The 25137-nt window shown below is 65.5% G+C and carries 29 protein-coding genes and 1 pseudogene; 17 read left to right on the top strand and 13 right to left on the bottom strand.

What is annotated here, in order from left to right; all coding sequences use genetic code 11:
• The first annotated feature begins 147 nt into the window (after positions 1-147).
• The gene (locus tag TS85_RS06590) at positions 148-1734 is read left to right on the top strand and encodes a class II 3-deoxy-7-phosphoheptulonate synthase (RefSeq protein ID WP_044331173.1); all 1587 of its coding nucleotides are present in this window, start codon (positions 148-150) and stop codon (positions 1732-1734) included.
• A gap of 180 nt (positions 1735-1914) precedes the next feature.
• Here TS85_RS06590 and TS85_RS06585 read toward each other — a convergent pair whose 3' ends face one another.
• Both TS85_RS06585 and TS85_RS06580 read right to left on the bottom strand, forming a co-directional pair.
• Positions 1915-2346, bottom strand: coding sequence for a DUF488 domain-containing protein (locus TS85_RS06585; RefSeq protein ID WP_044331172.1), 432 nt, complete (start codon positions 2344-2346; stop codon positions 1915-1917).
• On the bottom strand, positions 2343-2978 hold the full coding sequence (locus TS85_RS06580) for a lysoplasmalogenase family protein (RefSeq protein WP_044331171.1): 636 nt from the start codon (positions 2976-2978) through the stop codon (positions 2343-2345). The genes TS85_RS06585 and TS85_RS06580 overlap by 4 nt, the downstream gene beginning before the upstream one ends.
• 113 nt (positions 2979-3091) lie before the next feature.
• Between TS85_RS06580 and TS85_RS06575 the strand changes: the two genes are divergently transcribed.
• From TS85_RS06575 to trmFO, 4 genes are all read left to right on the top strand, one after another.
• Positions 3092-3637, top strand: a complete 546-nt coding sequence (locus TS85_RS06575; protein ID WP_044331170.1) for a GbsR/MarR family transcriptional regulator — start codon at positions 3092-3094, stop codon at positions 3635-3637.
• A 66-nt stretch (positions 3638-3703) separates the two neighbouring features.
• Complete coding sequence (locus TS85_RS06570; protein ID WP_044331169.1) at positions 3704-4084, top strand: hypothetical protein; 381 nt, start codon at positions 3704-3706, stop codon at positions 4082-4084.
• A 3-nt stretch (positions 4085-4087) separates the two neighbouring features.
• A complete protein-coding gene (locus TS85_RS06565) occupies positions 4088-4525 on the top strand; it encodes a hypothetical protein (RefSeq protein ID WP_044331167.1) in 438 nt (145 codons plus the stop codon).
• Between the two features lie 7 nt (positions 4526-4532).
• Positions 4533-5861, top strand: a complete 1329-nt coding sequence (gene trmFO / locus TS85_RS06560; RefSeq protein WP_044331165.1) for a methylenetetrahydrofolate--tRNA-(uracil(54)-C(5))-methyltransferase (FADH(2)-oxidizing) TrmFO — start codon at positions 4533-4535, stop codon at positions 5859-5861.
• 327 nt (positions 5862-6188) lie between these two features.
• On the opposite strand, the gene TS85_RS06555 is transcribed toward trmFO, so the two are convergent.
• Entirely contained in the window at positions 6189-6668 is a 480-nt protein-coding gene (locus tag TS85_RS06555) for an EF-hand domain-containing protein (protein WP_044331164.1), read from the bottom strand.
• Positions 6669-6731: 63 nt separating this feature from the next.
• On the bottom strand, positions 6732-7394 hold the full coding sequence (locus tag TS85_RS06550; protein WP_044331163.1) for a squalene/phytoene synthase family protein: 663 nt from the start codon (positions 7392-7394) through the stop codon (positions 6732-6734).
• A gap of 113 nt (positions 7395-7507) precedes the next feature.
• On the opposite strand from TS85_RS06550, the gene TS85_RS06545 reads away from it, so the two are divergent.
• The 3 genes from TS85_RS06545 to TS85_RS06535 are packed head-to-tail and all read left to right on the top strand — an operon-like array spanning position 7508 to position 10619.
• The gene (locus tag TS85_RS06545; protein ID WP_052507789.1) at positions 7508-9343 is read left to right on the top strand and encodes a TadE/TadG family type IV pilus assembly protein; all 1836 of its coding nucleotides are present in this window, start codon (positions 7508-7510) and stop codon (positions 9341-9343) included.
• Positions 9340-9921, top strand: a complete 582-nt coding sequence (locus TS85_RS06540) for a TadE/TadG family type IV pilus assembly protein (protein ID WP_044331161.1) — start codon at positions 9340-9342, stop codon at positions 9919-9921. The genes TS85_RS06545 and TS85_RS06540 overlap by 4 nt, the downstream gene beginning before the upstream one ends.
• On the top strand, positions 9912-10619 hold the full coding sequence (locus tag TS85_RS06535; RefSeq protein ID WP_044331160.1) for a TadE/TadG family type IV pilus assembly protein: 708 nt from the start codon (positions 9912-9914) through the stop codon (positions 10617-10619). The genes TS85_RS06540 and TS85_RS06535 overlap by 10 nt, the downstream gene beginning before the upstream one ends.
• 37 nt (positions 10620-10656) lie before the next feature.
• Here the strand turns inward: TS85_RS06535 and TS85_RS06530 are convergent, their stop codons facing one another.
• The 4 genes from TS85_RS06530 to eno all read right to left on the bottom strand — a co-directional run bounded on the left by TS85_RS06530 (position 10657) and on the right by eno (position 14933).
• Positions 10657-12051 carry a pyruvate dehydrogenase complex E1 component subunit beta gene (locus tag TS85_RS06530; protein WP_044331159.1) on the bottom strand — a complete coding sequence of 465 codons (1395 nt, stop codon included), beginning with the start codon at positions 12049-12051 and terminating at the stop codon, positions 10657-10659.
• 1 nt (position 12052) lies between these two features.
• Complete coding sequence (pdhA, locus tag TS85_RS06525; RefSeq protein ID WP_044331157.1) at positions 12053-13102, bottom strand: pyruvate dehydrogenase (acetyl-transferring) E1 component subunit alpha; 1050 nt, start codon at positions 13100-13102, stop codon at positions 12053-12055.
• Between the two features lie 180 nt (positions 13103-13282).
• Complete coding sequence (locus TS85_RS06520; RefSeq protein WP_044331156.1) at positions 13283-13600, bottom strand: FtsB family cell division protein; 318 nt, start codon at positions 13598-13600, stop codon at positions 13283-13285.
• 46 nt (positions 13601-13646) lie between these two features.
• The gene (eno, locus tag TS85_RS06515; protein ID WP_044331155.1) at positions 13647-14933 is read right to left on the bottom strand and encodes a phosphopyruvate hydratase; all 1287 of its coding nucleotides are present in this window, start codon (positions 14931-14933) and stop codon (positions 13647-13649) included.
• Positions 14934-15047: 114 nt separating this feature from the next.
• On the opposite strand from eno, the gene TS85_RS06510 reads away from it, so the two are divergent.
• From TS85_RS06510 to TS85_RS06490, 5 genes are all read left to right on the top strand, one after another.
• A complete protein-coding gene (locus TS85_RS06510) occupies positions 15048-15608 on the top strand; it encodes a hypothetical protein (RefSeq protein WP_227698701.1) in 561 nt (186 codons plus the stop codon).
• A 14-nt stretch (positions 15609-15622) separates the two neighbouring features.
• Positions 15623-15964 (top strand): phage holin family protein, encoded by a 342-nt coding sequence (locus TS85_RS06505; protein WP_044331154.1) that lies wholly within the window; start codon positions 15623-15625, stop codon positions 15962-15964.
• Positions 15961-16329 carry a DUF3618 domain-containing protein gene (locus tag TS85_RS06500; protein WP_044331153.1) on the top strand — a complete coding sequence of 123 codons (369 nt, stop codon included), beginning with the start codon at positions 15961-15963 and terminating at the stop codon, positions 16327-16329. The genes TS85_RS06505 and TS85_RS06500 overlap by 4 nt, the downstream gene beginning before the upstream one ends.
• Complete coding sequence (locus TS85_RS06495) at positions 16326-16670, top strand: hypothetical protein (RefSeq protein ID WP_227698700.1); 345 nt, start codon at positions 16326-16328, stop codon at positions 16668-16670. The genes TS85_RS06500 and TS85_RS06495 overlap by 4 nt, the downstream gene beginning before the upstream one ends.
• A gap of 100 nt (positions 16671-16770) precedes the next feature.
• Entirely contained in the window at positions 16771-16989 is a 219-nt protein-coding gene (locus TS85_RS06490) for a DUF4170 domain-containing protein (protein ID WP_044331152.1), read from the top strand.
• Between the two features lie 25 nt (positions 16990-17014).
• Here the strand turns inward: TS85_RS06490 and TS85_RS06485 are convergent, their stop codons facing one another.
• The 3 genes from TS85_RS06485 to carB all read right to left on the bottom strand — a co-directional run bounded on the left by TS85_RS06485 (position 17015) and on the right by carB (position 21539).
• Positions 17015-17644 carry a rhomboid family intramembrane serine protease gene (locus TS85_RS06485; protein ID WP_077228499.1) on the bottom strand — a complete coding sequence of 210 codons (630 nt, stop codon included), beginning with the start codon at positions 17642-17644 and terminating at the stop codon, positions 17015-17017.
• Between the two features lie 5 nt (positions 17645-17649).
• The gene (gene greA, locus TS85_RS06480) at positions 17650-18126 is read right to left on the bottom strand and encodes a transcription elongation factor GreA (protein WP_044331149.1); all 477 of its coding nucleotides are present in this window, start codon (positions 18124-18126) and stop codon (positions 17650-17652) included.
• 80 nt (positions 18127-18206) lie between these two features.
• On the bottom strand, positions 18207-21539 hold the full coding sequence (gene carB / locus TS85_RS06475; protein WP_044331148.1) for a carbamoyl-phosphate synthase large subunit: 3333 nt from the start codon (positions 21537-21539) through the stop codon (positions 18207-18209).
• Between the two features lie 175 nt (positions 21540-21714).
• Between carB and TS85_RS06470 the strand changes: the two genes are divergently transcribed.
• Together TS85_RS06470 and TS85_RS24535 are read left to right on the top strand one after the other, a co-directional pair.
• Positions 21715-22071 carry an endonuclease domain-containing protein gene (locus TS85_RS06470; protein ID WP_044331147.1) on the top strand — a complete coding sequence of 119 codons (357 nt, stop codon included), beginning with the start codon at positions 21715-21717 and terminating at the stop codon, positions 22069-22071.
• 171 nt (positions 22072-22242) lie between these two features.
• A pseudogene (locus tag TS85_RS24535) lies at positions 22243-22338 on the top strand (DUF559 domain-containing protein); the annotation flags it as partial.
• Positions 22339-22514: 176 nt separating this feature from the next.
• Here TS85_RS24535 and TS85_RS06465 read toward each other — a convergent pair.
• Both TS85_RS06465 and carA read right to left on the bottom strand, forming a co-directional pair.
• Positions 22515-22748 (bottom strand): hypothetical protein, encoded by a 234-nt coding sequence (locus TS85_RS06465; protein ID WP_044331146.1) that lies wholly within the window; start codon positions 22746-22748, stop codon positions 22515-22517.
• A gap of 13 nt (positions 22749-22761) precedes the next feature.
• The gene (gene carA, locus TS85_RS06460; RefSeq protein ID WP_044331145.1) at positions 22762-24036 is read right to left on the bottom strand and encodes a glutamine-hydrolyzing carbamoyl-phosphate synthase small subunit; all 1275 of its coding nucleotides are present in this window, start codon (positions 24034-24036) and stop codon (positions 22762-22764) included.
• Positions 24037-24176: 140 nt separating this feature from the next.
• On the opposite strand from carA, the gene TS85_RS06455 reads away from it, so the two are divergent.
• Together TS85_RS06455 and TS85_RS06450 are read left to right on the top strand one after the other, a co-directional pair.
• Positions 24177-24629: a GatB/YqeY domain-containing protein gene (locus TS85_RS06455; RefSeq protein ID WP_044331144.1), complete on the top strand. Its 453-nt coding sequence runs from the start codon at positions 24177-24179 to the stop codon at positions 24627-24629.
• A gap of 52 nt (positions 24630-24681) precedes the next feature.
• On the top strand, positions 24682-25134 hold the full coding sequence (locus tag TS85_RS06450) for an endonuclease domain-containing protein (RefSeq protein ID WP_077228497.1): 453 nt from the start codon (positions 24682-24684) through the stop codon (positions 25132-25134).
• Positions 25135-25137 lie beyond the last annotated feature (3 nt).

The raw sequence follows: 25137 nt of genomic DNA, 5'->3' as shown, positions 1-25137 counted from the left end.
GATTCCCTGCGACAACACAGGCTTATGGGGTGCCCGGCGCGCGCACAAGCGCTACTTGTTCGACCGTACAGCAAGCCGCATCGGTTTACCCAGCACGGGAAAATTTTCCGCTTGCATCGATTTACCCCTCACGGGTAAAGGCCGCGCATGACAACACTCGCAGGCTCCAAGATCCGCCGTTTCCGCGAAGACCGCGCGCTTTCCCGCGCGGCGTTCGGGGCATGGTTCGACACCCCCGGCTCGACCGTACAGGGCTGGGAGGAAGAGGGAAAGCGCGCGTCCCCCGCGGTTCTCAACCAGATCGCCGCCAACGGCATCGCCCATCATCAGGACTGGTACGTCCATGTCCGCAACCTGGAGCAAGACATGGGCTGGTCGCCTGAAAGCTGGAAGGCCGCGGAGGCGCGGCAATTGCCCAATTACCCCGATCCCGCCGCGCTCGATGCCGCGACGACGCAGCTTTCGTCCTATCCCCCTTTGGTGTTCGCGGGCGAGGCGCGCGAGCTGACCACCGAACTCGCCCGCGTGTCGCGCGGCGAGGCGTTCCTGCTCCAAGGTGGCGACTGCGCGGAAAGCTTCGCCGAGTTCCACCCCAATAACATCCGCGACACCTTCCGCGTGCTGCTCCAGATGGCGGTGGTGCTCACCTTCGCGTCGAAGCTGCCGACGGTAAAGCTCGGCCGCATGGCGGGCCAGTTCGCCAAGCCGCGCTCGGCGGATACCGAGACGATCGATGGCGTCACCCTGCCCAGCTATCGCGGCGACAATGTCAACGACATCGCGTTCACGCCGGAGGCGCGCAACCCCGATCCCAAGCGGATGATCCAGGGCTATTCGCAATCGGCGGCGACGCTCAACCTGCTGCGCGCCTTTGCGCAGGGCGGCTATGCGAACCTGCACCAGGTCCATAAATGGACGCACGACTTCATGGGCAAGAGCCCCTGGGCCGCCAAGTTCGCCGATGTCGCCGACCGGATCGGTGAAGCGCTGGACTTCATGGAGGCGTGCGGGATCAACCCGGAGACGGTGCCGCAGTTGAAGGGCACGCAATTCTATACCAGCCATGAGGCGCTGCTGCTCCCCTATGAGCAGGCGCTGACGCGGCAGGACAGCCTGACCGGCGACTGGTACGACACCAGCGCGCATATGCTGTGGATTGGCGACCGCACCCGCTTCGACGGCTCGGCGCATGTCGAGTTCCTGCGCGGGATCGGCAACCCGATCGGAATGAAATGCGGCCCCAGCCTCGAGCCCGACGCGCTGCTGCGGCTGCTCGACACGCTCAACCCGAACCGCACCGCGGGGCGGATGACGCTGATCACCCGATACGGCCATGACAAGATCGAGGCGGGGCTGCCCAAGCTCGTCCGCGCGGTGAAGCGCGAGGGGCATCCGGTGGTGTGGAGTTGCGACCCGATGCACGGCAATGTCGTCAAGGCGGCGAACGGCTACAAGACGCGGCCGTTCGATCGCATCCTGGCCGAAGTGCGCGGCTTCTTCGCGGTGCATCGGGCCGAAGGGACCTTTGCCGGCGGCATCCATGCCGAGATGACCGGACAGAACGTCACCGAATGCACGGGCGGCGCAGTGGACGTGACCGAGACGTCGCTCGCCGATCGCTACCACACGCATTGCGATCCCCGGCTCAATGCGGGGCAGAGCCTGGAACTCGCGTTCCTGCTCGCGGAGATGCTCAACGAGGAAATGGCGGAGCGGCGCAAGGCGGCGGCCTAAGCCGCTGCCAGTTTGTGGCGGCGGCGTGGCAAAGATTTACGCCGCGTCGCAACACGCCGCAACACAGGCGTAACCTCGCTGGCCGAAACAGTCGTTGTCGGCGCGCTATCCCTCTGTCGCGCCGGCAACTCTCCCCGAACTAAACGGGGTCGCCCATGGGCGGCCCCGGCCTTTTCCCGATCAGGGCATCAGGTCGACCACCTCGGCGCCCTCGCCTTCCGCGGCGAGCAGCAGCGTGCGGTGGCAATGCCGGGGATCGCGTTCGAAGCACAGCAGCGCGCTCGGCTTCTCCGCCGCCAGCGCGCGCATCCGCGCCGCCTGTGCCTGCGCCTCTGGCAGCGCGAGCTGGTCCTCATACACCGCCTCCAGCGTGGCGACGTCTCCCTTCTTCGCGGCATCGCGCCCGCGCTTCGGGGTGCCGAGGGCCTTGAGGTGGACATATTCGATGCCCGCGTCGTTCAGGCTGGCGGCGAGGATGTTCTTCGAGAAACCCGGTCGGCGCGAGAGCGGCAGCGCGCGCACGTCGATCACGCGCTCGACGCCGGCGCGCTGGAGCGCCGCCAGGAACTCCGCCATCGTGGTCGCTTCATAGCCGATCGTGAAAACCTTCATCCGCGCTGTCCTTTAGCAAGCGTGGTGACCACGCCCCAGGCGATCAACGCCTGACCCGCGAAATAGGTCGGCCAGATCAACAGCCCCGGCAGCACCGACTCGGCAAGCGCGCCCTGCCGGGCGAAAATCAGCAGGTCGGAGACGACGAACAGCACCGCCCCCAGCCCGACGGTGCGGCGGGGAAAGCGACTGGTCCACGCCGCACCCTCCATCGCCCCCAGCCCAAGCGCGTAGACCGCAATCCCCAGGGCGCCGTCCCCCGCACCCGACAGCAATGCCGCCAGCAGCGCGATGCCCACGGCATTGCCCGCCAGCAACGGCAAGGGCCCCGCCCCGTGGCGCAAATACAGCCGCACCGCCAGCACATGCCCCGCGAGGAACGCGAGCGCCCCGACGGTCAGCCCATGCGTCTCCAGCAGCATATCCCCCGCCGCGCCCAGCCCGAGCACCGCCGCGATGGCACGCCCATCGGCGCCCCGCGCGTGCAGCGCCGCCCATAATGCCAGCAGCGCGACTCCGGAGCCTTTCCACAACACGGCCGCGGGCCCTTCGATGGCCAGCCAATAATCGGCATAATAGCTCATCCCCGCGACCAGCGCGGCCGCAAGCACCCAGTCCTTCCTGTCCGCCATCGCCCTCTCCCCGGTTTACGGCATCAGACGCCAGCGCAGCCCGCACCGCAACCGGCTTGACGCGCGGCGCGTCGTCCGCTATTTCTGAAATTACAGAAACAACGGACACGACGATGATCAGCGACCATCCCGACGCAAAGGCCTTCATCCTCCATTGGGGGGAAATGGGCACGCATTGGGGCGTCAACCGCTCGGTCGCGCAGATCCACGCGCTGCTCTATCTCTCCGCCGACCCGATCACCGCGGAGGACATCGCCGAGGCGCTCACCCTCGCCCGCTCGAACATCTCGACCGGGCTCAAGGAACTGATGGCGTACAACATCGTCCGCCGCGTCCATGTCGACGGCGACCGCCGCGACCATTTCGTCGCCGAGACCGACCTGTGGGAAATGCTCATGCGGATCAGCGCCGAGCGCAAACGCCGCGAGATCGACCCGACGATCGCGCTGATCGCCGAACTGTCCGAACGGCTGGCGCGCGACGAGAGCGCGCCGAAGCACCTGCGCGAACGCATCACCCGGATGCACGAGTTCATGGACACGCTGGGCGGCTGGTACGACCAAGTCCGCCGCCTGCCCAAACCGACTTTGGTGACGCTGATGAAGATGGGGGGCAAGATCGCCCGCTTCGTCAGCCCGAAGGCGCCGAAAGACCCCTGAGGCACCCCCGCTCAATGCCTTTTCACGCCTCTCAGTTTCTCATTTTTCAGAAGAAGGAGAATTCCCATGGTCGAAACCGCCTATGCGTTGTACCTCGCGATCACGCTCGGAATCACCATCTGGGTGGCGCGCACGCTGTCCCGCAACGGCGAAGTCTTTCTGATCCGCTGCTTCGGCCATGACGAGACACTCGCCCGCTCGACCAATCATCTGCTGGTGGTCGGCTTCTACCTCATAAATATCGGCTTCATCACGCTGACGCTCAGCCTGGGCCGCGAGCCGCAGACGGTGCCCGAGGCGATCCGCTTCCTCAGCAGCAAGGTCGGGCTGGCGGTGATCGTCCTCGGCGCGATGCACTTCTTCAACATGGGCGCCGTCGCGCATTTCGGACGCACCGTGGAGGGCTGGTACAACCAGCGTCGCCACGCCCCCGCGCTGGAGGCCTGAGCCATGCCGGTCCCGCGCGCCGAATGGGGCCATCGAGCGGTCGCGATCCCTGCGGCGTGGGCAGGGAGTTTCTTCCTCCTCGCCTGCCTGCTCGCCACGCAACAGACCATGCCGGGCGACACGATCCCGGTCGAACTACCCTCCATCGAATTCGTGCTGGGACTGTTTGCCGCGGCTGCGCTAGCGTCCATCTTCGGGATGCTCCTCAGCGCGATCCCGATATTGGGCGGGGTTGCGTTCATGGCGACGGTCGGGCGCTGGAGCCCGGGGTTGCGACATCCGGCGATATGGGCGCTCGCCGGTGCGGCGATGTGCGCCGGGGCCGTACTCGGCCCGGGCGGTGGCGCCGACTCACCCCCCGCGCTGGCGCTCGTCTTCACCGGCGCGGCTTGCGCGGCGCTCGCCCGTCGCTATGTCCACTGGCCCGAGTTCGAAGAGTAGACACCCCATGCCCACCCACGACATCCACATCATCGGCGGCGGCCTCGCCGGGTCGGAGGCGGCGTGGCAGCTTGCGCAGGCGGGGCGCAAGGTCCGCCTCTCCGAGATGCGCGGCTCGGGCAGCATGACGCCTGCGCACCAGAGCGACCGGCTCGCCGAGCTGGTCTGCTCGAACAGCTTCCGCTCCGACGATGCCGAGCGTAACGCGGTGGGCCTGCTCCATGCCGAGATGCGCGCGCTCGGCTCGCTGATCTTCGCGCAGGCGGACAAGCATCAGGTGCCGGCGGGCTCCGCGCTCGCGGTCGACCGCGACGGTTTCGCCGACAGCGTCACCGCCGCGCTCGCCGCCCACCCCAATATCGAGATCGTGCGCGAGCGCGTCGACACGCTCCCCAGCGACGGCCTCGCCATCGTCGCCACCGGCCCGCTCACCGCGCCCGCGCTCGCCGAGAGCATCGGCGCCGCCACCGGCAAGGACAGCCTCGCCTTTTTCGACGCGATCGCCCCCATCGTCCACCGCGACAGCATCGACATGGACGTGGCGTGGATGCAGTCGCGCTGGGATAAGGTCGGCCCCGGCGGCACGGGCAAGGATTATATCAACTGCCCGATGACCAAGGACCAGTATCTCGCTTTCCACGCCGGCCTCCTCGCGGGCGAGAAGACCGAGTTCCGCGAATGGGAGAATGTCCCCTATTTCGAAGGCTGTATGCCGATCGAAGTGATGGCCGAGCGCGGCGTCGACACGCTGCGCTATGGCCCGATGAAGGGCGTCGGGCTCGACCAGCCGAGCACCGGGCGCTGGCCCTATGCGTGCGTCCAGCTCCGCCAGGACAATGCGAGCGCCACGCTGTGGAACATGGTAGGTTTCCAGACCAAGCTCAAATATGCCGACCAGGTCGCGCTGTTCCGCACGATTCCGGGGCTGGAAAAGGCCGAGTTCGCGCGGCTGGGCGGGCTGCATCGTAACACGTTCATCAGATCGCCCGAGCTGCTCGACCCGACGCTGCGGTTGAAATCGCGCCCCAATATCCGCTTCGCCGGACAGATCACCGGCTGCGAAGGCTATGTCGAGAGTTCGGCGATCGGGATGCTGGCGGCGCGCTTCGCGATTGCCGAGCTGTCGGGCACCACGCTGCCCACGCCGCCGCGCGCGACCGCGCTGGGCGCGCTGCTCGCGCACATCACCGGTGAGGCGGAGGTCGAAACCTATCAGCCGATGAACGTCAATTTCGGGCTGTTCCCGCCGATCGAGGGGCGCAGCAAGAAGGCCGACCGCAAGCTGATGTACACCGCGCGGGCGCGTGCCGCGTTTGCGGAATGGATGCCGGGGTAAGAAGGGTCCGCGCGGAAGCGCCTGAGAATTTTCTCACACAAAGCCGCGAAGACACGAAAACAAGGGGGCTTCTTCGTGCCTTGGTGGCTTTGTGTGAGAAACTCGTTCTTTATGAAAAGAAGATAGGGGTTCGCGCAGAGGCGCGGAGGCGCAGAGAAGAAGGGGGTTTCACGCGAAGGCGCGAAGCCGCGAAGAATTGAGTATCCGTGGCTCGGGAACCCCCACGGCGAAGCCGTTTCTTGCGCTCCGCGCCTTCGCGTTGAAAAATCCTTCTCTGCGCCTCCGCGCCTCTGCGCGAACCTCTCACTTCTTCTAAACCCCCGCCCCCTATTCCTCCCCCTCATCGCGCGCCGCCACCGGCGCAGCAGGCGCACATGCGCACGCCGCCTTCGCCGTACGCCGCTTCGGCGCAGTCGTCAGGAACTCCGCACGGGTCATGGTCCCGGACTTGTCCTGGTCCGCCTCGACGAACTTCGCGGTGGTCTTTGCCGCCCATTCGCCGAAGCTCAGCCGCCCGTCGCCATCGGCATCCAGCTTCCCGAACGCCTTGCGCCGCGACGCCAGATACTCCTCGCGCGCGATCAGTTCGTTGCGGTCCTTGTCATAGCGGTCGAAGCGTTTCTGCTCGCGAGTGCGGTCACTGGCGCGCGGCGCTTCGTCGGGTAGCGCGGTATCCGCCGCAGCCGCAGCCCGCGCGGCGGGCACCGGTGGCACCAGCGGCCTGGTCGCGGCGCCGCCGCGAAACGCGAAAATGCCGGCAACCGCCAGCAGCAGCACCGCCCCCATCCCCGCCAGATAGCGCCACATCGCCCCTCTCCCGCCGACACGTCGTTCCGGCAGGGTAATGACGTCATTGCGTCACGCCAAGCGTTATCGTCCGCTCATCCGGTGCCATAACAGCCGCGCCACTCGCTGCGGCGCGCCCACCGGCACCGGCGTCTCGGCGGGCACCGAAAGGTCCATCCGCGCCAGATGCGCCATCGCGCCCAGCGCGCGGCCCTTGGCGCTCCACCGCACGGCAGTCGCCGCATCCAGAAGCGGCCGGGCCAGCGCCCGCGCCGCATCCGCCTCGGCGGGTTCGGCCAGATGGCGCGCGAGGTCGGACAGCGCCCAACCCTGCCCCGCCTGCATCACCGGATCGCGCGGACCAGCGCCCAGCACGCGCCCGGCAGCGACGAACAGCGCCCCGCGCCCCTCCGCAAACCGCACCAGCCCCGCCGCGTCCAACCGCTCTTCCTCGACCAGTATTTCCCAGCCATGGACGATCGGCACCAGCGCCGCGCCGCCCGCATGCGGCACCACCTGCGCCGCCAGCGCCTGAAGCACCGGCTCCGCAGGCGCAGGCGCGCTGTCGAGCTTCTCCAGCGCCTCGCGCCACCACGCCAGCCGCAACTGCCCCAGCGCCGGCTCGCGCGTGGTCCGCAGCAATTGCGCCAGCGCATCGTCCAGCGCGAGCAGCGCGGCAAGGCCCGCACGGGCGGGCGCCGGGGCATAGGTCAGGACAAGCCCGCGCTCGGGGCTGTTGGGTGTCATGGCATTCCCCTACCGCAGCGCGCCCCGCCCGCAAGCCCAATTTACCGGCAGGATTGAGACGAAATTAACGCTGGCTCGCGCATGAACCGCCCGAGATGAAAGAGTCGGGTACAATGGCGGGGTCGGTTACGAACAACAAGGTCCAGGCGGGGGGCTTCCTCGCCCGGCTGGCGCGCGACAAACGCGGCAACACGCTCGCGCTGATGGTGATGGCGCTGATCCCGCTGATCGCGCTGGTCGGGTCTTCTGTCGATACGGCGCGGCTCTATGTGGTCAAGGTTCGGCTGCAACAGGCGTGCGACGCCGGGGTGCTTGCGGGGCGCAAGTTCATGGTGTCGAGCACGTCTACGACCCTGGACGACAACGCGGCGGCAAAGGCCCAGAACTTCTTCGCCGCCAATTTCCAGTCGGGGATGTTCGCCTCCACCGGTGCGTTGTTCACGCCGCGAAAGACCACCGACAGCCAGGTTGCGGGCACCGCCGTCGCCACCGTGCCGATGACGCTGACCGGCATGATGGGATTTGATCCCGTCCAGTTGACCGTCACCTGCGAGGCAAGGTTCGATATCGCCGATGTCGACGTGATGTTCGTGCTCGATACTACCGGATCGATGGCGTATGCCGCGAGCGACACGTCGTATAGTGGTCAAACCGTCTACTCTTATACCCGCTCCGACGGGACCACGGGCTATTACACCACCGAAAAGAGCAACGCGCGGATCAAGGCGCTGCGGACTGCGGTGCTCAACTTCTACGACACGCTCGCGGCAACCGCGGATTCGACGACCAAGATCCGCTATGGCTTCGTCCCCTACACCTCAACGGTGAATGTCGGGAAGATCATTCCGAGCAGCTTCCTGAACATCGGCACTTATGCCTATTCAACGCGCAGGGCATATGAAGCGAATTACGGAAGCTCGTCGTCCACTGTCTACAGTAATACTACCCAAGCTACTTGCAACGCCTATGCCGGTCGAAATCCGACCTCGGGCTATGACAGTAACAGCCGCGCCGTGTACAAGACGGTTTCGTGGAACTCTTCGACCAAAAAATGCACCGTGACGAGCCAGACGGTGCAGTTGATGTGGACCTTCGGCAGCATCGACACCGATGTTTCGCAATATGTGCTGGGCGGATGGGTGACCGATCCCAGCAAGATCGATGGCACCACCAGCAAATGGCAAGGCTGTATCGAGGAACGCGATACCACTGCCAGCGCCTCGTTCAGCCAGAGCAGCCTGCCCGGCGATCTGGATCCCAATCTGCCCGCGACGAACGACGCAACTAAATGGCGGCCGATGTGGCCCGACCAGATCTACGAACGCCCGAATACCAGTTCGACCAACGTAACCAATTCGACTGCGCAGGGTTCTAACTATGAGAATGTCGGCAGCGCCGCCAAACTGAAGCTTGGCTATGTCAGTTGCGGCAAGGAAGCCCAGCGGCTGGCCGTTATGACGCGCGACGAGGTCTCGTCCTTTCTCAACGATCCAGATTTCCGTCCGATGGGCGGCACCTATCACGATGTCGGCATGATCTGGGGCACGCGCTTCCTGTCGCCCAACGGCCCCTTCGCGGCGGATACCGCGGCGTGGCCGGGCCGGAAGACGCCGATCCGGCACCTCGTCTTCATGACCGACGGCGAGATGTCACCCAGCCTCGAAATCTACGGTCTGTACGGGCTGGAGAAAACGGACCGCCGGGTGACCGGCACCGACACCTCGACGCAGACCGCCCGGCACAATGCCCGCTTCGTCGCGGAATGCGAGGCGGCGAAGAATCTCAACATCACCGTCTGGGTCATTGCCTTCGGCCAGTCGCTGACGACCGAGATGACGCAATGCGCGTCGAGTTCGGGCAATGCCTTTACCGCGAGCAGCGATACCGCGCTGGACACTGCGTTCCAGACGATTGCATCGCGGGTCGCAATGTTGCGGATTTCCAAATGACAAGTCCCCTCTTCCGTCTGCGCGCCGATCGACGGGGGGCTGCGGTCGTCGAATTCGCGCTCCTGGCGCCGGTCCTGTTCCTGTTGGTGATGGGCAGCATGGACATAGGCTATCAGGCCTATGTCCGCGCGCTGCTGGAGGGTGCCATCCAGAAGGCGGGTCGCGATTCGGGGATCGAGGGCGCGACGACTTCGACGATCGACAATGGGGTTTCGGCGGCAATCTATCCGGTGGCGAAGAACGCGACCTTCACCTTCACGCGCAAGAGCTACAAGACGTTCGGCTATGTCAGCCCGGAACGCTTCACCGATACCAACGGCAACGGCGTGCGCGACAGCACCGAATGCTATGATGACGTGAACGGCAACCTGCAATGGGATGCTGACCCAGGCACCACGGGCCAGGGCGGCGCCAACGACGTGACGCTCTACACCGTGACGGCCACCTATCCCCGGCTGTTTCCGATGACTCGGCTGATCGGCTGGTCTTCGACCCAGACTGCTACGGCAAAGACGCTGCTCAAGAATCAGCCCTATGCGACTCAGGCGATTCCGGCGGTGGTGACGCGATGCTCGTGAACCGTCACCGGATCGCCGCACGCGCCCGCGCATTGCGCCGCGATCGATCAGGCAACGCGCTGCTGGAATTTGCCCTGGGACTGCCATTGCTGCTCGTCGCGGGCATGTGGGGTGTGGAACTCACCAATCTGGCGATCATGAACCAGCGGATCAGCCAGATCGCGCTCGAGCTTGCGGACAATGCCTCCCGTGTCGGCCTCTATACCGGGCAAGCGACGGTCCAGCTACGCGAGGCCGACATCAACGATGTCATGCAGGCAGTGCGGGTCCACGGCCAGAGCATCGGGCTGGCCACCAATGGCCGGGTGATCCTCTCGAGCCTGGAAAACGCGAGCGGTACCCAGCGCATCCACTGGCAGCGCTGCCTCGGGATGAAGAGCGGGGCCGACTACGACTCGCATTACGGGACGACCACCACGACGGCCGGGACCAATACCGATACCGCGAATGCGGGCACGCTGGCGCCGGACGGAATGGGCGATACCGGCGCGAAGGTGAACGCGCCACTGGGGTCCGGCGTGATGTTCGTGGAGGTCAACTATCTGTACACACCGCTCGTCGGCAACGGCTGGTTCGCCAGCACGCGGCGCATTCACTATATCGCGTCGTTCATCGTCCGAGACACGCGCGACTTCGCGCAAATCTACAATCCCACGCCTACCGCGACGCGGATGACCTGCAATCTCTACACGACGTGAACCTCCCCGCGCGGCCTAAGGCCGCGCGGGGTACGTTTCAGCCCTTGTACGTCACCTTCTTGACCGCAGCCACGACGCGCGCTGCATCGACCAGCGCGAGCTTCTCGAGGTTGGCGGCGTAGGGCAGCGGCACGTCCTCGTTGGTGACGCGCAGCACGGGGGCGTCGAGATCGTCAAAGCCCTTTTCCATCGCGACCGCGACGATCTCCGACGAAATCGAGCAGACCGGCCAGCCTTCCTCGACCACCACCATGCGGTTGGTCTTCTTGAGGCTTTCCAGCACGGTGGCGGTGTCGAGCGGACGCAGCGTGCGCAGGTCGATCACCTCTGCGTCGATCCCCTCCTCGGCCAGCTTCGCCGCCGCGTCCAACGCGACGCCGACACCGATCGAATAGGACACGATCGTCACGTCCTTGCCCGACCGCACGATCCGCGCCTTGCCGATCGGCAGGACATAATCGTCGAGCTTCGGGATTTCGAAGTGGCGACCGTACATCAACTCGTTCTCGAGGAAGACGACCGGGTCTTCGCTGCGGATCGCGGCCTTCAACAGCCCCTTGGCGTCGGCGGCGTCATAGGGCGCGATCACGATCAGGCCGGGGACGCTGGCGTACCACGGGCCGTAATTCTGGCTGTGCTGCGCGCCGACGCGGCTCGCGGCGCCGTTGGGGCCGCGAAACACGATCGGGCAGCGCATCTGGCCGCCGGACATGTAATTGGTCTTGGCCGCCGAATTGATGATGTGGTCGATCGCCTGCATGGCAAAGTTGAACGTCATGAACTCGACGATCGGCTTCAGCCCGCCCATCGCGGCGCCGGTGCCGATGCCGGCAAAGCCATATTCGGTGATCGGCGTGTCGATGACGCGCTTCGGCCCGAACTCTTCGAGCAGGCCCTGCGTCACCTTGTACGCGCCCTGATATTCGGCGACTTCCTCGCCCATCACGAAGATGCGCGGATCGGTGCGCATTTCCTCGGCCATCGCGTCGCGCAGCGCTTCGCGGACGGTGACCTTCACCATTTCGGTGCCGGCGGGGATATCGGGGTCGGCGACGGTCGCAGCCTTGTCGCTGGCCAGTTTCTCGGTGCCGCTCTCGGCCTTTTTGGCGGCGGGAGCTTCCGATTCCTCGGCCTTCATCTGAGTCGCGGGGGCTTCCGCCTTTGCGGCGACTGCCGGAGCGGCTTCTTCGCCCTCGCCCGCGATCAGCGCGATCACGGTGCCGACCTTCACATTATCGGTGCCCTCGGCGATCACGATCGACTGGATCGTGCCTTCGTCCACCGCTTCGAATTCCATCGTCGCCTTGTCGGTCTCGATCTCGGCCAGGATATCGCCCGATTTGACGACATCGCCTTCCTTCACGAGCCACTTCGCCAGCGTGCCCTCTTCCATCGTGGGCGAAAGCGCCGGCATCTTCAGTTCGATCGCCATCTCAGTAGGACTCCACCAGCACGTCGGTATACAGCTCTGCCGGATCGGGCTCGGGCGTCTGCTCGGCGTAATCGGCTGCTTCGTTCACCACCTTGCGAATTTCCTGCTCGAGCGGCTTCAGGTCCGCTTCGGTGAGGCCCATCGCTTCCAGCTCGCGCTTGACCGCCTCGATCGGGTCGGACTTGTCGCGCACCGCCTGCACTTCCTCGCGGCTGCGGTACTTGGCGGGGTCGGACATCGAATGGCCGCGATAGCGATAGGTCTTCATCTCGAGGATGATCGGCCCCTTGCCCGCACGGACCCAGGCCAGTGCTTCCTCGGCGGCGCCACGGCACGCCAGCACGTCCATGCCGTCGACCTGGATACCGGGAATACGGAAGCTCTCGCCGCGCTTGTAGAGCTGGTCCTCGGCCGAGGAGCGATTGACGCTGGTGCCCATGGCGTATTGGTTGTTCTCGATCACATAGATGATCGGGAGCTTCCACAGCTCGGCCATGTTGAACGATTCGTACACCTGGCCCTGGTTCGCGGCGCCGTCGCCGAAATAGGCCATGGCGACGCCGCCATCCTCGTTATATTTGTGCGCGAACGCCAGGCCGGTGCCGAGCGACACCTGCGCGCCGACGATGCCGTGGCCGCCGTAGAATTTCTTCTCGGTCGAGAACATGTGCATCGAGCCGCCCTTGCCGCGCGAGATACCCGCGCCGCGGCCGGTCAGCTCGGCCATGATCACCTTGGGGTCGATTCCGTACGCCAGCATATGGCCATGGTCGCGATACCCGGTGATGACCGAGTCCTTCTCGCCGTCCAGCGCCGATTGCAGGCCGACGGCAACGGCTTCCTGGCCGATATACAAATGGCAGAAGCCGCCGATGAAGCCGAGGCCATAGAGCTGGCCCGCCTTTTCCTCGAAACGGCGGATCAGCAGCATCTGCTTGTAGAAAGCGAGCAGTTGTTCCTTCGTCGCATCGAAGCGGACGGGTTCGCCCGGTCGCTCGCGGTTGGGAACTGCAGGGGGAGTCGTCGCGGTACGTGCCGGTGCTTTGGCCACAGGAAATCCTCATGCCCGGGGGAGGTCAGGGGCGAGCCTATAAGCGCGTTTCGAGCCCGGACGCAACGCCAACGCGCGGATACGCAAGGCGTTCACCGCCGATCACCCGGCAGAAGCGGGCACAACGGCGCCGTTAGCGCCAGACTAGTTTCGGACGTTACGGAAAAGCGCGCTTTGGCGTCAGCGATCGAGCGGAATGATCACTTCGTCGGGACGCACGACGTTGAGCTGACGCCGGGTCAGCTCATCCGCCATGTCCGGATCGACTCCGCGCCGAGGATCGAGCAGATCGACGCGGTTCTTGAGCTCGGCGCGACGCTTGGTCAGCGCCGCAAGCTCGATATTCTTCTGCTCAAACTCGGCCCGCAGCGCCTTGGTCGCGATGATCCCGGTGGGGCCGAGCGTGGCATTATAGGCAAAAAAGCCCACGGCAATCAGCACCGCGGCCGGAAGCCCGGCGCGGCGCAGCAAGGATCGGATCGGAGAGGTACGCAACATGATACTGAATCTCGCTTAACCAAAGCGAGTTAGCAAGCCGATACTTTTACTTAACCACCATTTTGAGGACCGATTTGCCCGCATAGACCGCAGCGTCGCCCAGTTCCTCCTCGATGCGGATGAGCTGGTTGTACTTTGCGAGCCGGTCCGAACGGGCGAGCGAGCCCGTCTTGATCTGCCCGCAATTGGTCGCGACTGCGAGATCGGCGATCGTCGCATCCTCGGTCTCGCCCGAACGGTGCGACATGACTGCGGTGTACGACGCGCGCTGCGCCATGGTCACCGCGGCCAGCGTCTCGGTCAGCGTGCCGATCTGGTTGACCTTGACCAGCAGCGAATTGGCATAGCCGCCGTCGATGCCGCGCTTCAGCCGCGTGGGGTTGGTCACGAAGAGGTCGTCGCCGACCAGCTGGACGGTCGTGCCCAGCTTCTCGGTCAGCACCTTCCAGCCCTCCCAATCGTCCTCGGCCATGCCGTCCTCGATCGAGAAGATCGGATATTGCGCGACCAGATTGGCGAGGAAATCGGCATTCTCGCTCGACGAGAGCGTCTTGCCCTCGCCCACCATGCGATAGGCGCCGTCCTTGTAATATTCCGTTGCTGCGCAATCGAGCGCGAGCATCACGTCCTCGCCGGGCTTGTACCCCGCCGATTCGATGCTCGCCATGATGAAGTCGAGCGCCTCGGTGGTGGAGGCGATGTTGGGCGCGAATCCGCCCTCGTCGCCCACGCCCGTCGCCAGCCCCTTGTCGTGCAGCTTCTTCTTCAGCGTGTGGAAAATCTCCGAACCGCAGCGCACGGCCTCGACGATGTTTGCCGCGCCGACCGGCACGATCATGAATTCCTGGAAATCGATCGGATTGTCGGCATGTTCGCCGCCGTTGATGATGTTCATCATCGGCACCGGCAGGACATGCGCGTTGACGCCGCCGACATAGCGATACAGCGGCAGCCCGCGCGCATCCGCCGCCGCCTTCGCCGCCGCCAGGCTGACGCCCAGGATCGCGTTGGCACCCAGGCGGCCTTTGTTCGGGGTCCCGTCCAGCTCGATCATCGCGCGGTCCAGATCGGCCTGGTCCTCGGCGTCGAGGCCCAGCACTTCCTCGGCGATTTCGCTGTTCACGGCGTCGACGGCGCCCTCGACGCCCTTGCCCAGCCAGCGCGATTTGTCGCCGTCGCGCCGCTCGACTGCCTCGTGCGCGCCGGTCGAAGCGCCAGAGGGCACGGCGGCGCGGCCGAAGCTGCCGTCCTCCAGCAGCACATCGACTTCCACCGTGGGATTGCCCCGGCTGTCGAGAATCTGGCGAGCATGGATGTCGATGATTGCGGTCACGTAATGGTCTCCCTACCTAGGGCATGATGGGCGCGGGCCGAGCCTCTAACCGCTCGCGATGGAACTCGCAAACGCGGGCGTGGTTTGTTTCGACGAGACATGGAGGGTTTAAGCATGGCTGACGAAAACACACCGGGCACGACCGATTCGGGCGTGCCGTTCAATACCGATCCCAATCACGAATCGCGTACCGATCCGCTGGGCGGGGCTTCGGGCATCGCGATCGAGCCGGAGGCGGCGCCCGCCGGCGCCGATGCGAAGCCGAGCACGACCGAAAGGCTGCGCGAGGAAGCGGGCAAGCTTGGCAGCCAGGCTGCCGACCGCGCGCGTTCCTATGCCGACCAGGGCAAGGAGCGCGCGACCTCGGCACTCGACGAAGTTGCCAAGATGATGGCGAGCGCCGCCGAGGACGTCGATGCCAAGCTCGGCGTCGAATATGGCCGCTACGCGCGCTCGGCCGCCGACGGCATTTCGGGCTTTGCAGAGACGCTACGCGGCCAGGACGTCGATGATCTCATCGCCGGTGCGACCGATTTCGTGCGCAAGAGCCCGGTGATCGCGGTTGGCGCAGCCGCCGCAGTTGGGTTCATGATCGCACGGCTGGTCAAGTCGGGCGTCGATGCCGCTTCGGATAAGAGCCCATCGTCGACCGCCACCGATCCCATCGACGTCTGATCAGGGAATAGTGGGTGGCTGAACCGGATTTGTCTGCCGAGGGTCTCGGCGAGTTGCTCGGGCGGCTCGTCGAGGACGGCAAGGGCGTCGCGCGGGCCGAGATCGGATATTATTACGCCGTTTTCCGTTCGAAACTGCGCGACATCAGCGCCGGGCTGTGGATGGGCGCAGTCGCGCTCGGGCTGGCGATGGCCGCGGCGATCGCATTGATTGTCGGGCTGGTGCTGACCCTTACCCCGATCGTGGGTCCGGGCTTCGCCACGCTGATCGTGGTGGTGGTTACGGGTGCATTGGCCGGGCTGATGGCATGGCTGGCGTGGCGCCACGTCAAGCGCGCGTTGAAGGGCCTGCCATGACGACCACCCCTACCACCCCCGATCTTGTCGCGGCACAGGCCGAGGCAGAGGCAGCCCGCGCCCGGTTGTTCGCGACGATCGGCGCCGTGCAGGACCGGCTGCGCCCGACCAATCTGGTGCAGGACGCCGTCGAGGGCGCTTCGCAGACGCTCAGCACGGTTGCCCGCAAGGGCGCCGAGGCCGCGCGGACGCGGCCCGTCGCCGTGGCGGCGATTGCCGGGACGATCGGCCTGTACCTCGCCCGCGGCTGGATCGGCGACATCCTTCGCCGCCGCCGCACGCCGGATGAAACCCCCGCCGCGGCCGATGGTTTGGACCCTGAGATCCACTCCGCCCCCCGCGCGAAGAAAGGAATTGCACGATGAGCACGAACCCCAATGCCGACACGGCGACCCAGACCACCAGTGAAAAGGCGCTGCACGCCGTCGAGGGGCTGGGCGAAAACCCGCTCGCCCTGCTGGCCGGTGGCGTGGCGCTGGGCGTCCTGATCGGCGCCCTGCTGCCCCGTCTCGCCAAGGAGCGCGAATTGCTCGACCCGATCGGGCGCAAGATCGCCGATCGTGCCACCGCCGCGGCACAGGCCGCCAAGGAAGCGGGCAAGCAGGAAATCGACGCGCTGCTGCCGAACAAGGACGATACCAAGGAGCGCGTGTCCGCGCTGTTCGGCACCGTCATCGGCGCCGCTAAGGACGCGGCCAAGGCCTGACGCTGGCTCAGGCGCTTCGGCCTCAGGAGCTTCTCAGGGGTTGAGCGCTCGCCAAGACCCGTTAAGGGCTTAGGCGAACCGCTCTCCCCAGGAGGCTCTTGTGAGCAAGCTACATCTCGTTTTCGGCGGCCGTGTCACGGACCCGCAAACCCTGGAATTCCAGGACCCGACCAAACTCGACGTGGTCGGAATCTTCCCCGATTACGGCACTGCCGAAAAGGCATGGCGCGCTGCGGCGCAACGCACGGTGGACGACGCCGAAATGCGCTACGTCGTCGTGCACCTCCACCGCCTGCTGGAACCCGGCGTCGATCACTGATCGCCGCACGCCGTGCGTCCGGTCGCTACGCCTTGCGATACTGCCAGGCGAGGAGCGGCCGGGCCAGCGCCACGCCGGTCAACAGCCCGCCCAGCGGGCCGATAATGCTCGATGAAATCTCGACGCTGCCCGACACGAGCGCAAATGCCAGGTCGACGGCAATCCAATAGCAGGCCAGCACCGCGATCTGCACGACCCGCGGCTGGTTGCGGGGCACCGGCAGCGCATGCGGCGCGCCATAGAGCATCAGATAGGCCCCGACGACGGCGAACAGCGTGGGCGCCAGCCCCGCGCTGACGATCAGCGACCCCGGCGTAAGCGCCAGCCGCGCCAGCGCGCCGCCATAGGCGCCCGCGACCGCCACCACGCCGAGCCCCACCGGCCCGATCGCACGCTCGACGAAGCGTCCCGCGATCAGCAGGAACACGCCGTTGAACACCGCATCGAGGATCGAGCGCGGGATCAGCGCCGACGCGAGCGGAGATGCCCAAGAGATCACCGGATATTGATGCCAGCCCCCGGCCAGGAAATCCGCAGGCACGAACCCGAACTGCGCCAGCGCCGCATTGAGCCCCAGCGCCAGCGCCGAGAACAGCGCAGCGAAGGCGACGATCGCCACCAGGGCGTCGGTAAATCTCCCGCGGGGAAGGTCCATGCGACTCAGATGAATTCGATTTTCGACACCACATAATAGCGGTCGCCCGCCGGCACCGACACCTCGACCTCTTCGTCGACCTTGCGCCCGATCAGCGCGCGACCGATCGGCGAGTTGTATGAGATGCGGCCCTGGTTCGCATCGGCCTCGGTCTGGCCGACGATCTGGTAGCGGATCGGCTTGTCGTCCTCGTCAAGCAACGTCACCGTCGCGCCGAACACCACCTTGTCGCCCGACAGTTCGCGCGGATCGATGATCTGCGCGCGGCTCAATTTGTCCTCGATGTCGGAGATCGTGGCCTCGTTCTGGCCCTGCTGCTCCTTGGCGGCGTGATATTCGGCGTTTTCCGAAAGGTCGCCATGCGCGCGCGCTTCCTCGATCGCGTCCACGATCAACGGGCGCTCGGCCTTCAGCCGTTTGAGCTCAGACGTGAGCTTCTCATAGCCTTCGACCAGCATCGGCATCTTTTCGACCGTCGCCATACCATTCCGTCCCTTAAACGCCCCCAGACCCAAGCGTACCGCGTTCGGCACGCCCGCACATCAACATCGGTCGGGGAAAATCAATTGTGCGAATGCGAATAGTAAGACTGGAGCGGGCAAACATCAAGGACCTGCCCCGAAAGCGCCTCAATCGCCCGCGCCGTAGCGACGCTGGCGGGCGCCGTAGTGAAATACGGGATCTTCTGCGCCATCGCGGTCGCACGGATGCTGGAACTGTCCTTGAGCGACTGCCAGCCTTCCGTCGTGTTGAAGATCACGTCGATTCCGCCATCCTGGATACGGTCCACGATATGCGGGCGACCCTGCGCCACCTTGTTCACGCGCTCGATCGCGATGCCGTGGCTTTCCAGATAGTCCGCCGTCCCGCCGGTCGCGACGATCGTGAAGCCCAGCCCCGCCAGGATCTGCACCCCCGGCAGCACCACGGGCTTGTCGCTGTCCTTCACCGATACGAACAACGTGCCCGAAGTCGGCAGCACCGTGCCCGCACCCAGCTGCGCCTTGGCAAAGGCCGTCGCGAAATCCTTGTCGATGCCCATGACTTCGCCCGTCGACTTCATCTCGGGGCTGAGCACCGGATCGACGCCGGGGAATCGCGCCCAGGGGAATACCGCTTCCTTCACCGCGATATAATCGATGTTGCGGTCGATCTTGGGCAGATCGGCCAGCTTCTCGCCCGCCATCACCCGCGCGGCGATCTTCGCGATCGGAATTCCGATCGCCTTGGCGACGAAGGGCACCGTGCGGCTGGCGCGCGGGTTCACCTCGATGAGATAGACTTCGCCATCCTTGACCGCGAACTGGATGTTCATCAGCCCCTTGACCTTCAGCGCGCGCGCCAGCGCCTCGGTCTGGCGCTCGATCTCGGCGATGATCTCGGCGGGCAGGCTGTAGGGCGGGATCGAGCAGGCGCTGTCGCCCGAATGGACCCCCGCCTCCTCGATATGCTGGAGCACGCCCGCCACGACGACATCGGTGCCGTCGGCGATCGCGTCCACATCGACTTCGATCGCGTCGCGCAGATACTGGTCGATCAGCACGGGGCTGTCCCCCGACACCTGCACCGCGGTCTGGATGTAATTGTCGAGCTGGACCTGCGAGTCGACGATCTCCATAGCCCGCCCGCCCAGCACATAGCTGGGGCGCATCAGCACCGGGTAGCCGATCCGCGCGGCGGCGGCGACCGCTTCGTCGCGGCTGCGGGCAAGACCGTTGGCGGGCTGCTTCAGCCCCAGCTTGCCGACCAGTTCGGCAAAGCGCTCGCGGTCCTCGGCCAGGTCGATCGCGTCGGGGCTGGTGCCCAGGATCGGGATGCCCGCATCCTCCAGCGCCTGCGCCAGGTTGAGCGGCGTCTGCCCGCCGAACTGGACGATCACGCCGACCAGCGTGCCGTTCGACTTCTCGACTTCCAGGATCTCCAGCACGTCCTCGGCGGTCAGCGGCTCGAAATACAGCCGGTCCGACGTGTCATAGTCGGTGCTCACCGTTTCGGGATTGCAGTTGACCATGATCGTCTCATAGCCGGCATCGCCCAGCGCGAAGCAGGCATGGCAGCAGCAATAATCGAACTCGATCCCCTGCCCGATCCGGTTCGGCCCGCCGCCCAGGATCACGATCTTCTTCCGATCGGTGGGGTTGGACTCGTTCTCGGGCTCGCCGAAGCTCGGCGCCTCATAGGTCGAGTACATGTACGGCGTCTTCGCCTCGAACTCGGCGGCGCAGGTGTCGATGCGCTTGAACACCGGGCGCACGCCCAGCTTGTGGCGCAGCTTGCGCACTTCGGCCTCGGTCACGCCGCCCGACATCGCATTGGCGATCTCGCCGATCAGCCCGGAACTGCGCGCCATGACTTCCGACCCGGCGCGCATGTTGACCGACTTGAGCGCGAGGAACGCCAGGCGCTTGTCGCTGAAGCCCATCGACTTGAGCTTGCGCAGACCGGCGGCGTCCTGCGGCAGCCCGTTGGCGCACACCTGTGCCTCGGCATCGACGATTTCCTGGATGCGCTCCAGGAACCACGGGTCATAGGCCGTCAGCCCGAACACTTCCGCCACGGTAAAGCCCTCGCGCAGCGCCTGCGCCGCGATCAGCAGCCGGTCGGGCGAACGGATCGCCAGCGCCGCCTCGATCTCGTCACGCGGCGCCCCCGCCAGTGCATCGACATTGTTGAAGCCGCTCAGCCCGGTCTCCAGCCCGCGCAGTGCCTTCTGCATCGATTCATGGATGTTGCGCCCGATCGCCATGACCTCGCCGACCGATTTCATCGCGGTGCCCAGCGTATTCTCGGCGCCCTTGAACTTTTCGAACGCGAAGCGCGGGATCTTGGTCACGACGTAATCGATCGTCGGCTCGAAGCTCGCGGGGGTCGCGCCGGTGATGTCGTTGGTGATCTCGTCAAGCGTGTAGCCGACCGCCAGCTTCGCCGCGACCTTGGCGATCGGGAAGCCCGTCGCCTTCGACGCCAGCGCCGACGACCGCGACACGCGCGGGTTCATCTCGATCACGATCAGGCGGCCATCCCTGGGATTGACTGCGAACTGTACGTTCGAACCGCCCGTTTCGACGCCGATTTCCCGGAGTACCGCGATCGATGCGTTGCGCATGATCTGATATTCCTTGTCGGTCAGCGTCAGCGCGGGCGCGACAGTGATCGAATCGCCGGTATGCGTGCCCATCGCGTCGATATTCTCGATCGAGCAGATGATGATGGCGTTGTCGTTGCGATCGCGCACGACTTCCATCTCATATTCCTTCCAGCCGAGGAGCGATTCCTCGATCAGGACCTCGGTGGTCGGCGACAAATCGAGCCCGTTGCGGACGATCGCGATGAATTCCTCGCGGTTATACGCGATGCCGCCGCCCGAACCGCCCATGGTGAAGCTGGGGCGGATGATCGCGGGCAGGCCCACCGTCTCCAGCGCCGCCAGCGCCTCCGCCTCGCTATGCGCGATCGCCGAGCGGGCGCTTTCGAGCCCGATCTTGGTCATCGCGTCCTTGAACTTCAGCCGGTCCTCGGCCTTGTCGATCGCCTCGGCATCGGCACCGATCATGATGCAGCCATACTTCTCCAGCGTGCCGTCATTCGCCAGCGCCAGCGCGGTGTTCAGCGCCGTCTGCCCGCCCATCGTCGGCAGCACCGCATCGGGCCGCTCCTTCTCGATGATCCGCGCGACGATCGCCGGGGTGATCGGCTCGACATAGGTCGCGTCGGCCAGTTCGGGATCGGTCATGATCGTCGCCGGGTTCGAATTGACCAGGACGATGCGATAGCCCTCTTCCTTCAGCGCCTTGATCGCCTGCGTGCCCGAATAATCGAACTCGCACGCCTGGCCGATCACGATGGGACCGGCGCCGATGACGAGGATGGAGGAGATGTCGGTGCGTTTGGGCATGATGCGTACGTTCGCTTCCGGTGATATTGTGCGGTAATTACGAGTGGGCGGCCAGGCGGGCGCATCGTCGCTTTGACGAGACGCTGCTGCGGTCGGCGGAAGCGCGCGCGGCCAAGCGATAGCCCCTCGCCCCCTTCAGGGGGAGAGGGGTTGGGGAGAGGGGGAACCCAGCACGATGAAACGAAACATCGAGACCCGATCCCGCGCGAAACAACTCCGAACCAACATGAGCGATCCCGAGCGAACGCTCTGGGAAATCCTTCGCGCCGGACGTCTCCAGGGCATCAAGTTCGTCCGCCAGAATGTCCGCGGCCGGTTCATTCCCGATTTCGCCGCCCGCGCGCATCGCCTGATCGTCGAACTCGACGGCGCGACGCACGCACTGCCCGGCGCCGAAGCGCACGACGCGCTGCGGACGGCGGAACTCGAAGCACAGGGCTGGCGCGTTATCCGCTTCGCCAACAACGAGGTGATGACCAATCCCGAGGGTGTGGCGCGCGCGATCCTGATGGCGCTGGGCAAGGACTTCTAAAGCCCTCCCCCCCTTCAGGGGGAGAGGGTTGGGAGAGGGGGAAGTCCCGCGCCCTCGCGAAGCAAAACCGACTCCCCCCGCTCCCTTCGCCGCTACGCGGCTCTTCCCTCTCCCCCTAAAGGGGGTGAGGGAGGCTGCGCCGACGCCGAGGATGGAGATGTCGAGGCGCAAGGCTGGCGCGTGATTCGCTTCGCCAACAACGAGGTGATGACCAATCCCGAGGGCGTGGCGCGCGCGATCCTGATGGCGCTGGGCAAGGACTTCTAAAGCCCTCTCCCCCTTCAGGGGGAGAGGGTTGGGAGAGGGGGAAGTCCCGCGCCCTCGCGAAGCAAAACCGACTCCCCCCGCTCCCTTCGCCGCTACGCGGCTCTTCCCTCTCCCCCTAAAGGGGGTGAGGGAGGCTGCGCAGACGCCGAGGATGGAGATGCCGGTGGGGTTGGGCATTATTCGCCTTTAAAATGTTCTGTGCCGAGCTTCACGAGTTGCTCGAAGGCTTCCCGCGTCAACCGCATACTTTGTGAACGCTTTCCAACCAGTTGGCGATCGGGAGAGCCATAACTATCGAGCTGGATGAATTTCTCGCCGTCCAACTCAGAAAGGAGGATGGACGCGGCGGCCTCGGTTTGCTTCGATAGACGCTCAGCTTCGCGTAGTTCGAACTTCCGGATAGTAGCCACTTTCGCCCTCCCTTTAACGGTTCATCAGCCCCACAAACCGCTCGAACAGATACAAGCTATCCTGCGGCCCCGGGCTAGCCTCAGGGTGATACTGCACCGAAAACGCAGGCCGATCCGTCAGCTCGAACCCCGCATTGCTCCCGTCGAACAGCGACACATGCGTCTCGCGCGCATTTTCGGGCAGGCTCTCGCGCAGCACGGCAAAGCCGTGGTTCATGCTCGTGATCTCGACCGCGCCGTCGCTCAGCCGCTTGACCGGATGGTTGGCGCCGCGATGGCCCTGGAACATCTTGCTGGTCTCGGCGCCCACGGCGAGCGCGAGCAACTGGTGCCCCAGGCAGATGCCGAACAGCGGCTTGCCCGTCGCCAGCAGGTCGCGGATCACCGGCACGGCATAGTCCGCCGTCGCCGCCGGATCGCCGGGGCCGTTCGACAGGAAGAAGCCGTCGGGGTTGAACGCCATCACCTGTTCGGCGGTCGCGGTGGCGGGCAGCACGGTCACGTCCGCGCCGGCCTTCACCAGATTGCGGAAGATGTTGCGCTTCGAGCCATAGTCGATCGCGACTACGTGGGGGCGCCCGCCACCTGCGCTCCCCTCCCGCTTGCGGGAGGGGTCGGGGGAGGGACTATCCGCAGCGTCCGTAGGCGCGGAAAAGGCACTGCCCTCCCCTAGCCCCTCCCGCAAGCGGAAGGGGGACTTAGAAGAATCATACCCCGCGCCCAGCCGCCACACGCCGCCTTCCCAGCCGAAATGCGTCTCGCAGCTCACGGTGATGGCGAGGTCCATGCCCTCCAGCCCCGGCCAGCCGCGCGCCATTTCCAGCAGCGCGGGAATGTCGAACGTGCCCTCGGCGGAATGCGCGATCACGCCGTTGGGGGCGCCGCCGGTGCGGATGCGGCGAGTCAGCGCGCGGGTGTCGATCCCCGACAGGCCGATGCGCGCGTGCTTGCGCATCCACGCATCCAGATGTTCGGTGCTGCGGAAATTGCTCGGCTCGGTCACATCCTCGCGCACGATCATGCCCAAAGCGTGCGGGCCATCGGCCTCCACGTCATCGGGGTTCGCGCCGACATTGCCGATATGCGGGAAGGTGAAGTTGATGATCTGCCCGGCAAAGCTCGGGTCGGTCATGATCTCCTGATAGCCGGTCATCGCAGTGTGGAAACACACTTCGCCGACGGCGGCCCCTTCGGCGCCGAATCCTCGGCCCCAGACCACGTCTCCGCTCGCGAGCACCAATACGCCGGTGGCTCCTTGAGGCATGGGCATGGGTTTGGCTTCGGCCATTATGGGGTGGCGCTCCAGTAAGATTGTGGCGATGTCGCTAAGCGGTGGCGGCTAGACCCCCTGCCCGCGTCCGTCAACCTGTTCAATTTTGCGCGAGGGGGCTATCGTGCGCGGCTAACCTGAAAACCGAAAGAGACCGCATGATTCGCGACGACATCAAGGCTGCCCAGATTGCAGCGATGAAGGCCGGCGACAAGGAGAGCCGCGCCGCCATCAGCCTGATCCAGAGCGCGATCAAGAACCGCGACATCGAGGAGCGCGTCAAGGCGCAGCCGATGGAGGACGACGCGATGGTGGTCGAAGTGCTCCAGAAAATGGTCAAGCAGCGCCGCGAATCGATCGACATGTATGTGAAGGGCGGGCGCCAGGAACTGGCCGATGTCGAGGCGGCGGAAGTCGCGGTGATCGAGCGTTTCCTGCCGCAGCAGATGAGCGAAGCCGAAACCAGCGCCGCGATCGAGGCGATCAAGGCCGAGCTGGGCGCGAGCGGCATGAAGGACATGGGCCGCGTCATGGCCGAGCTGAAGGCGCGCCACGCGACCACGCTCGACATGAGCAAGGCGAGCGGGCTGGTGAAGGCGGCGCTTTCCTGACGCTAACAATCTGCGCTCCCCTCCCGCAAAGCGGGAGGGGTCGGGGGAGGGAATGGAACCAGCCACCAACGCCCGTGCGATGCGAAACCACCCGACGCGAGCGGAAGCCGCGCTGTGGCAGGCGCTGAGCGCGCGGAAGGTGGCAGGTGTCCGTTTCAACCGGCAGGTGCTGGTCGATCCCTATATCTGCGATTTCGTCGCACGCAGCCTGAAGCTGGTGATCGAAGTCGATGGCGGCCAGCACGCCGACTCCGCGAAGGACGGCGCGCGGACCAAGTTTCTGGAATCAAAAGGCTATTGCGTGCTCAGGTTTTGGAACAACGAGGTGCTGGGCAATATGGACGGCGTCGTGGCCGAGATTGAGCGCGTGCTTGGGGCACTGCCCTCCCCCGACCCCTCCCGCTCCGCGGAAGGGGAGCGAAAGAGCCGCAGCGTCGCAAACCGCGCTCCCCTTCCGCTTGCGGGAGGGGTCGGGGGAGGGCCTGACCGGCAGGGGGAGCGCTGAGCT

The organism is Sphingomonas hengshuiensis (assembly GCF_000935025.1).
Classification (GTDB): Bacteria; Pseudomonadota; Alphaproteobacteria; order Sphingomonadales; family Sphingomonadaceae; genus Sphingomonas; species Sphingomonas hengshuiensis.
This window is presented reverse-complemented; position numbering and strand designations above follow the sequence as displayed.

What these genes read in the sequence shown, in the direction of transcription:
- TS85_RS06470 (WP_044331147.1), top strand. Translation starts at nt 21,715, where the DNA reads ATGAAACGAAACATCGAGACCCGATCCCGCGCGAAACAACTCCGAACC.
- TS85_RS06585 (WP_044331172.1), bottom strand. Translation starts at nt 2,346, where the DNA reads ATGAAGGTTTTCACGATCGGCTATGAAGCGACCACGATGGCGGAGTTC.
- TS85_RS06565 (WP_044331167.1), top strand. Translation starts at nt 4,088, where the DNA reads ATGCCGGTCCCGCGCGCCGAATGGGGCCATCGAGCGGTCGCGATCCCT.
- TS85_RS06500 (WP_044331153.1), top strand. Translation starts at nt 15,961, where the DNA reads ATGACGACCACCCCTACCACCCCCGATCTTGTCGCGGCACAGGCCGAG.
- TS85_RS06540 (WP_044331161.1), top strand. Translation starts at nt 9,340, where the DNA reads ATGACAAGTCCCCTCTTCCGTCTGCGCGCCGATCGACGGGGGGCTGCG.
- TS85_RS06590 (WP_044331173.1), top strand. Translation starts at nt 148, where the DNA reads ATGACAACACTCGCAGGCTCCAAGATCCGCCGTTTCCGCGAAGACCGC.
- TS85_RS06495 (WP_227698700.1), top strand. Translation starts at nt 16,326, where the DNA reads ATGAGCACGAACCCCAATGCCGACACGGCGACCCAGACCACCAGTGAA.
- TS85_RS06520 (WP_044331156.1), bottom strand. Translation starts at nt 13,600, where the DNA reads ATGTTGCGTACCTCTCCGATCCGATCCTTGCTGCGCCGCGCCGGGCTT.
- greA (WP_044331149.1), bottom strand. Translation starts at nt 18,126, where the DNA reads ATGGCGACGGTCGAAAAGATGCCGATGCTGGTCGAAGGCTATGAGAAG.
- TS85_RS06545 (WP_052507789.1), top strand. Translation starts at nt 7,508, where the DNA reads ATGGCGGGGTCGGTTACGAACAACAAGGTCCAGGCGGGGGGCTTCCTC.
- TS85_RS06530 (WP_044331159.1), bottom strand. Translation starts at nt 12,051, where the DNA reads ATGGCGATCGAACTGAAGATGCCGGCGCTTTCGCCCACGATGGAAGAG.
- TS85_RS06580 (WP_044331171.1), bottom strand. Translation starts at nt 2,978, where the DNA reads ATGGCGGACAGGAAGGACTGGGTGCTTGCGGCCGCGCTGGTCGCGGGG.
- carA (WP_044331145.1), bottom strand. Translation starts at nt 24,036, where the DNA reads ATGGCCGAAGCCAAACCCATGCCCATGCCTCAAGGAGCCACCGGCGTA.
- TS85_RS06510 (WP_227698701.1), top strand. Translation starts at nt 15,048, where the DNA reads ATGGCTGACGAAAACACACCGGGCACGACCGATTCGGGCGTGCCGTTC.
- carB (WP_044331148.1), bottom strand. Translation starts at nt 21,539, where the DNA reads ATGCCCAAACGCACCGACATCTCCTCCATCCTCGTCATCGGCGCCGGT.
- TS85_RS06450 (WP_077228497.1), top strand. Translation starts at nt 24,682, where the DNA reads ATGGAACCAGCCACCAACGCCCGTGCGATGCGAAACCACCCGACGCGA.
- TS85_RS06455 (WP_044331144.1), top strand. Translation starts at nt 24,177, where the DNA reads ATGATTCGCGACGACATCAAGGCTGCCCAGATTGCAGCGATGAAGGCC.
- trmFO (WP_044331165.1), top strand. Translation starts at nt 4,533, where the DNA reads ATGCCCACCCACGACATCCACATCATCGGCGGCGGCCTCGCCGGGTCG.
- TS85_RS06535 (WP_044331160.1), top strand. Translation starts at nt 9,912, where the DNA reads ATGCTCGTGAACCGTCACCGGATCGCCGCACGCGCCCGCGCATTGCGC.
- TS85_RS06555 (WP_044331164.1), bottom strand. Translation starts at nt 6,668, where the DNA reads ATGTGGCGCTATCTGGCGGGGATGGGGGCGGTGCTGCTGCTGGCGGTT.
- TS85_RS06570 (WP_044331169.1), top strand. Translation starts at nt 3,704, where the DNA reads ATGGTCGAAACCGCCTATGCGTTGTACCTCGCGATCACGCTCGGAATC.
- TS85_RS06550 (WP_044331163.1), bottom strand. Translation starts at nt 7,394, where the DNA reads ATGACACCCAACAGCCCCGAGCGCGGGCTTGTCCTGACCTATGCCCCG.
- TS85_RS06575 (WP_044331170.1), top strand. Translation starts at nt 3,092, where the DNA reads ATGATCAGCGACCATCCCGACGCAAAGGCCTTCATCCTCCATTGGGGG.
- TS85_RS06485 (WP_077228499.1), bottom strand. Translation starts at nt 17,644, where the DNA reads ATGGACCTTCCCCGCGGGAGATTTACCGACGCCCTGGTGGCGATCGTC.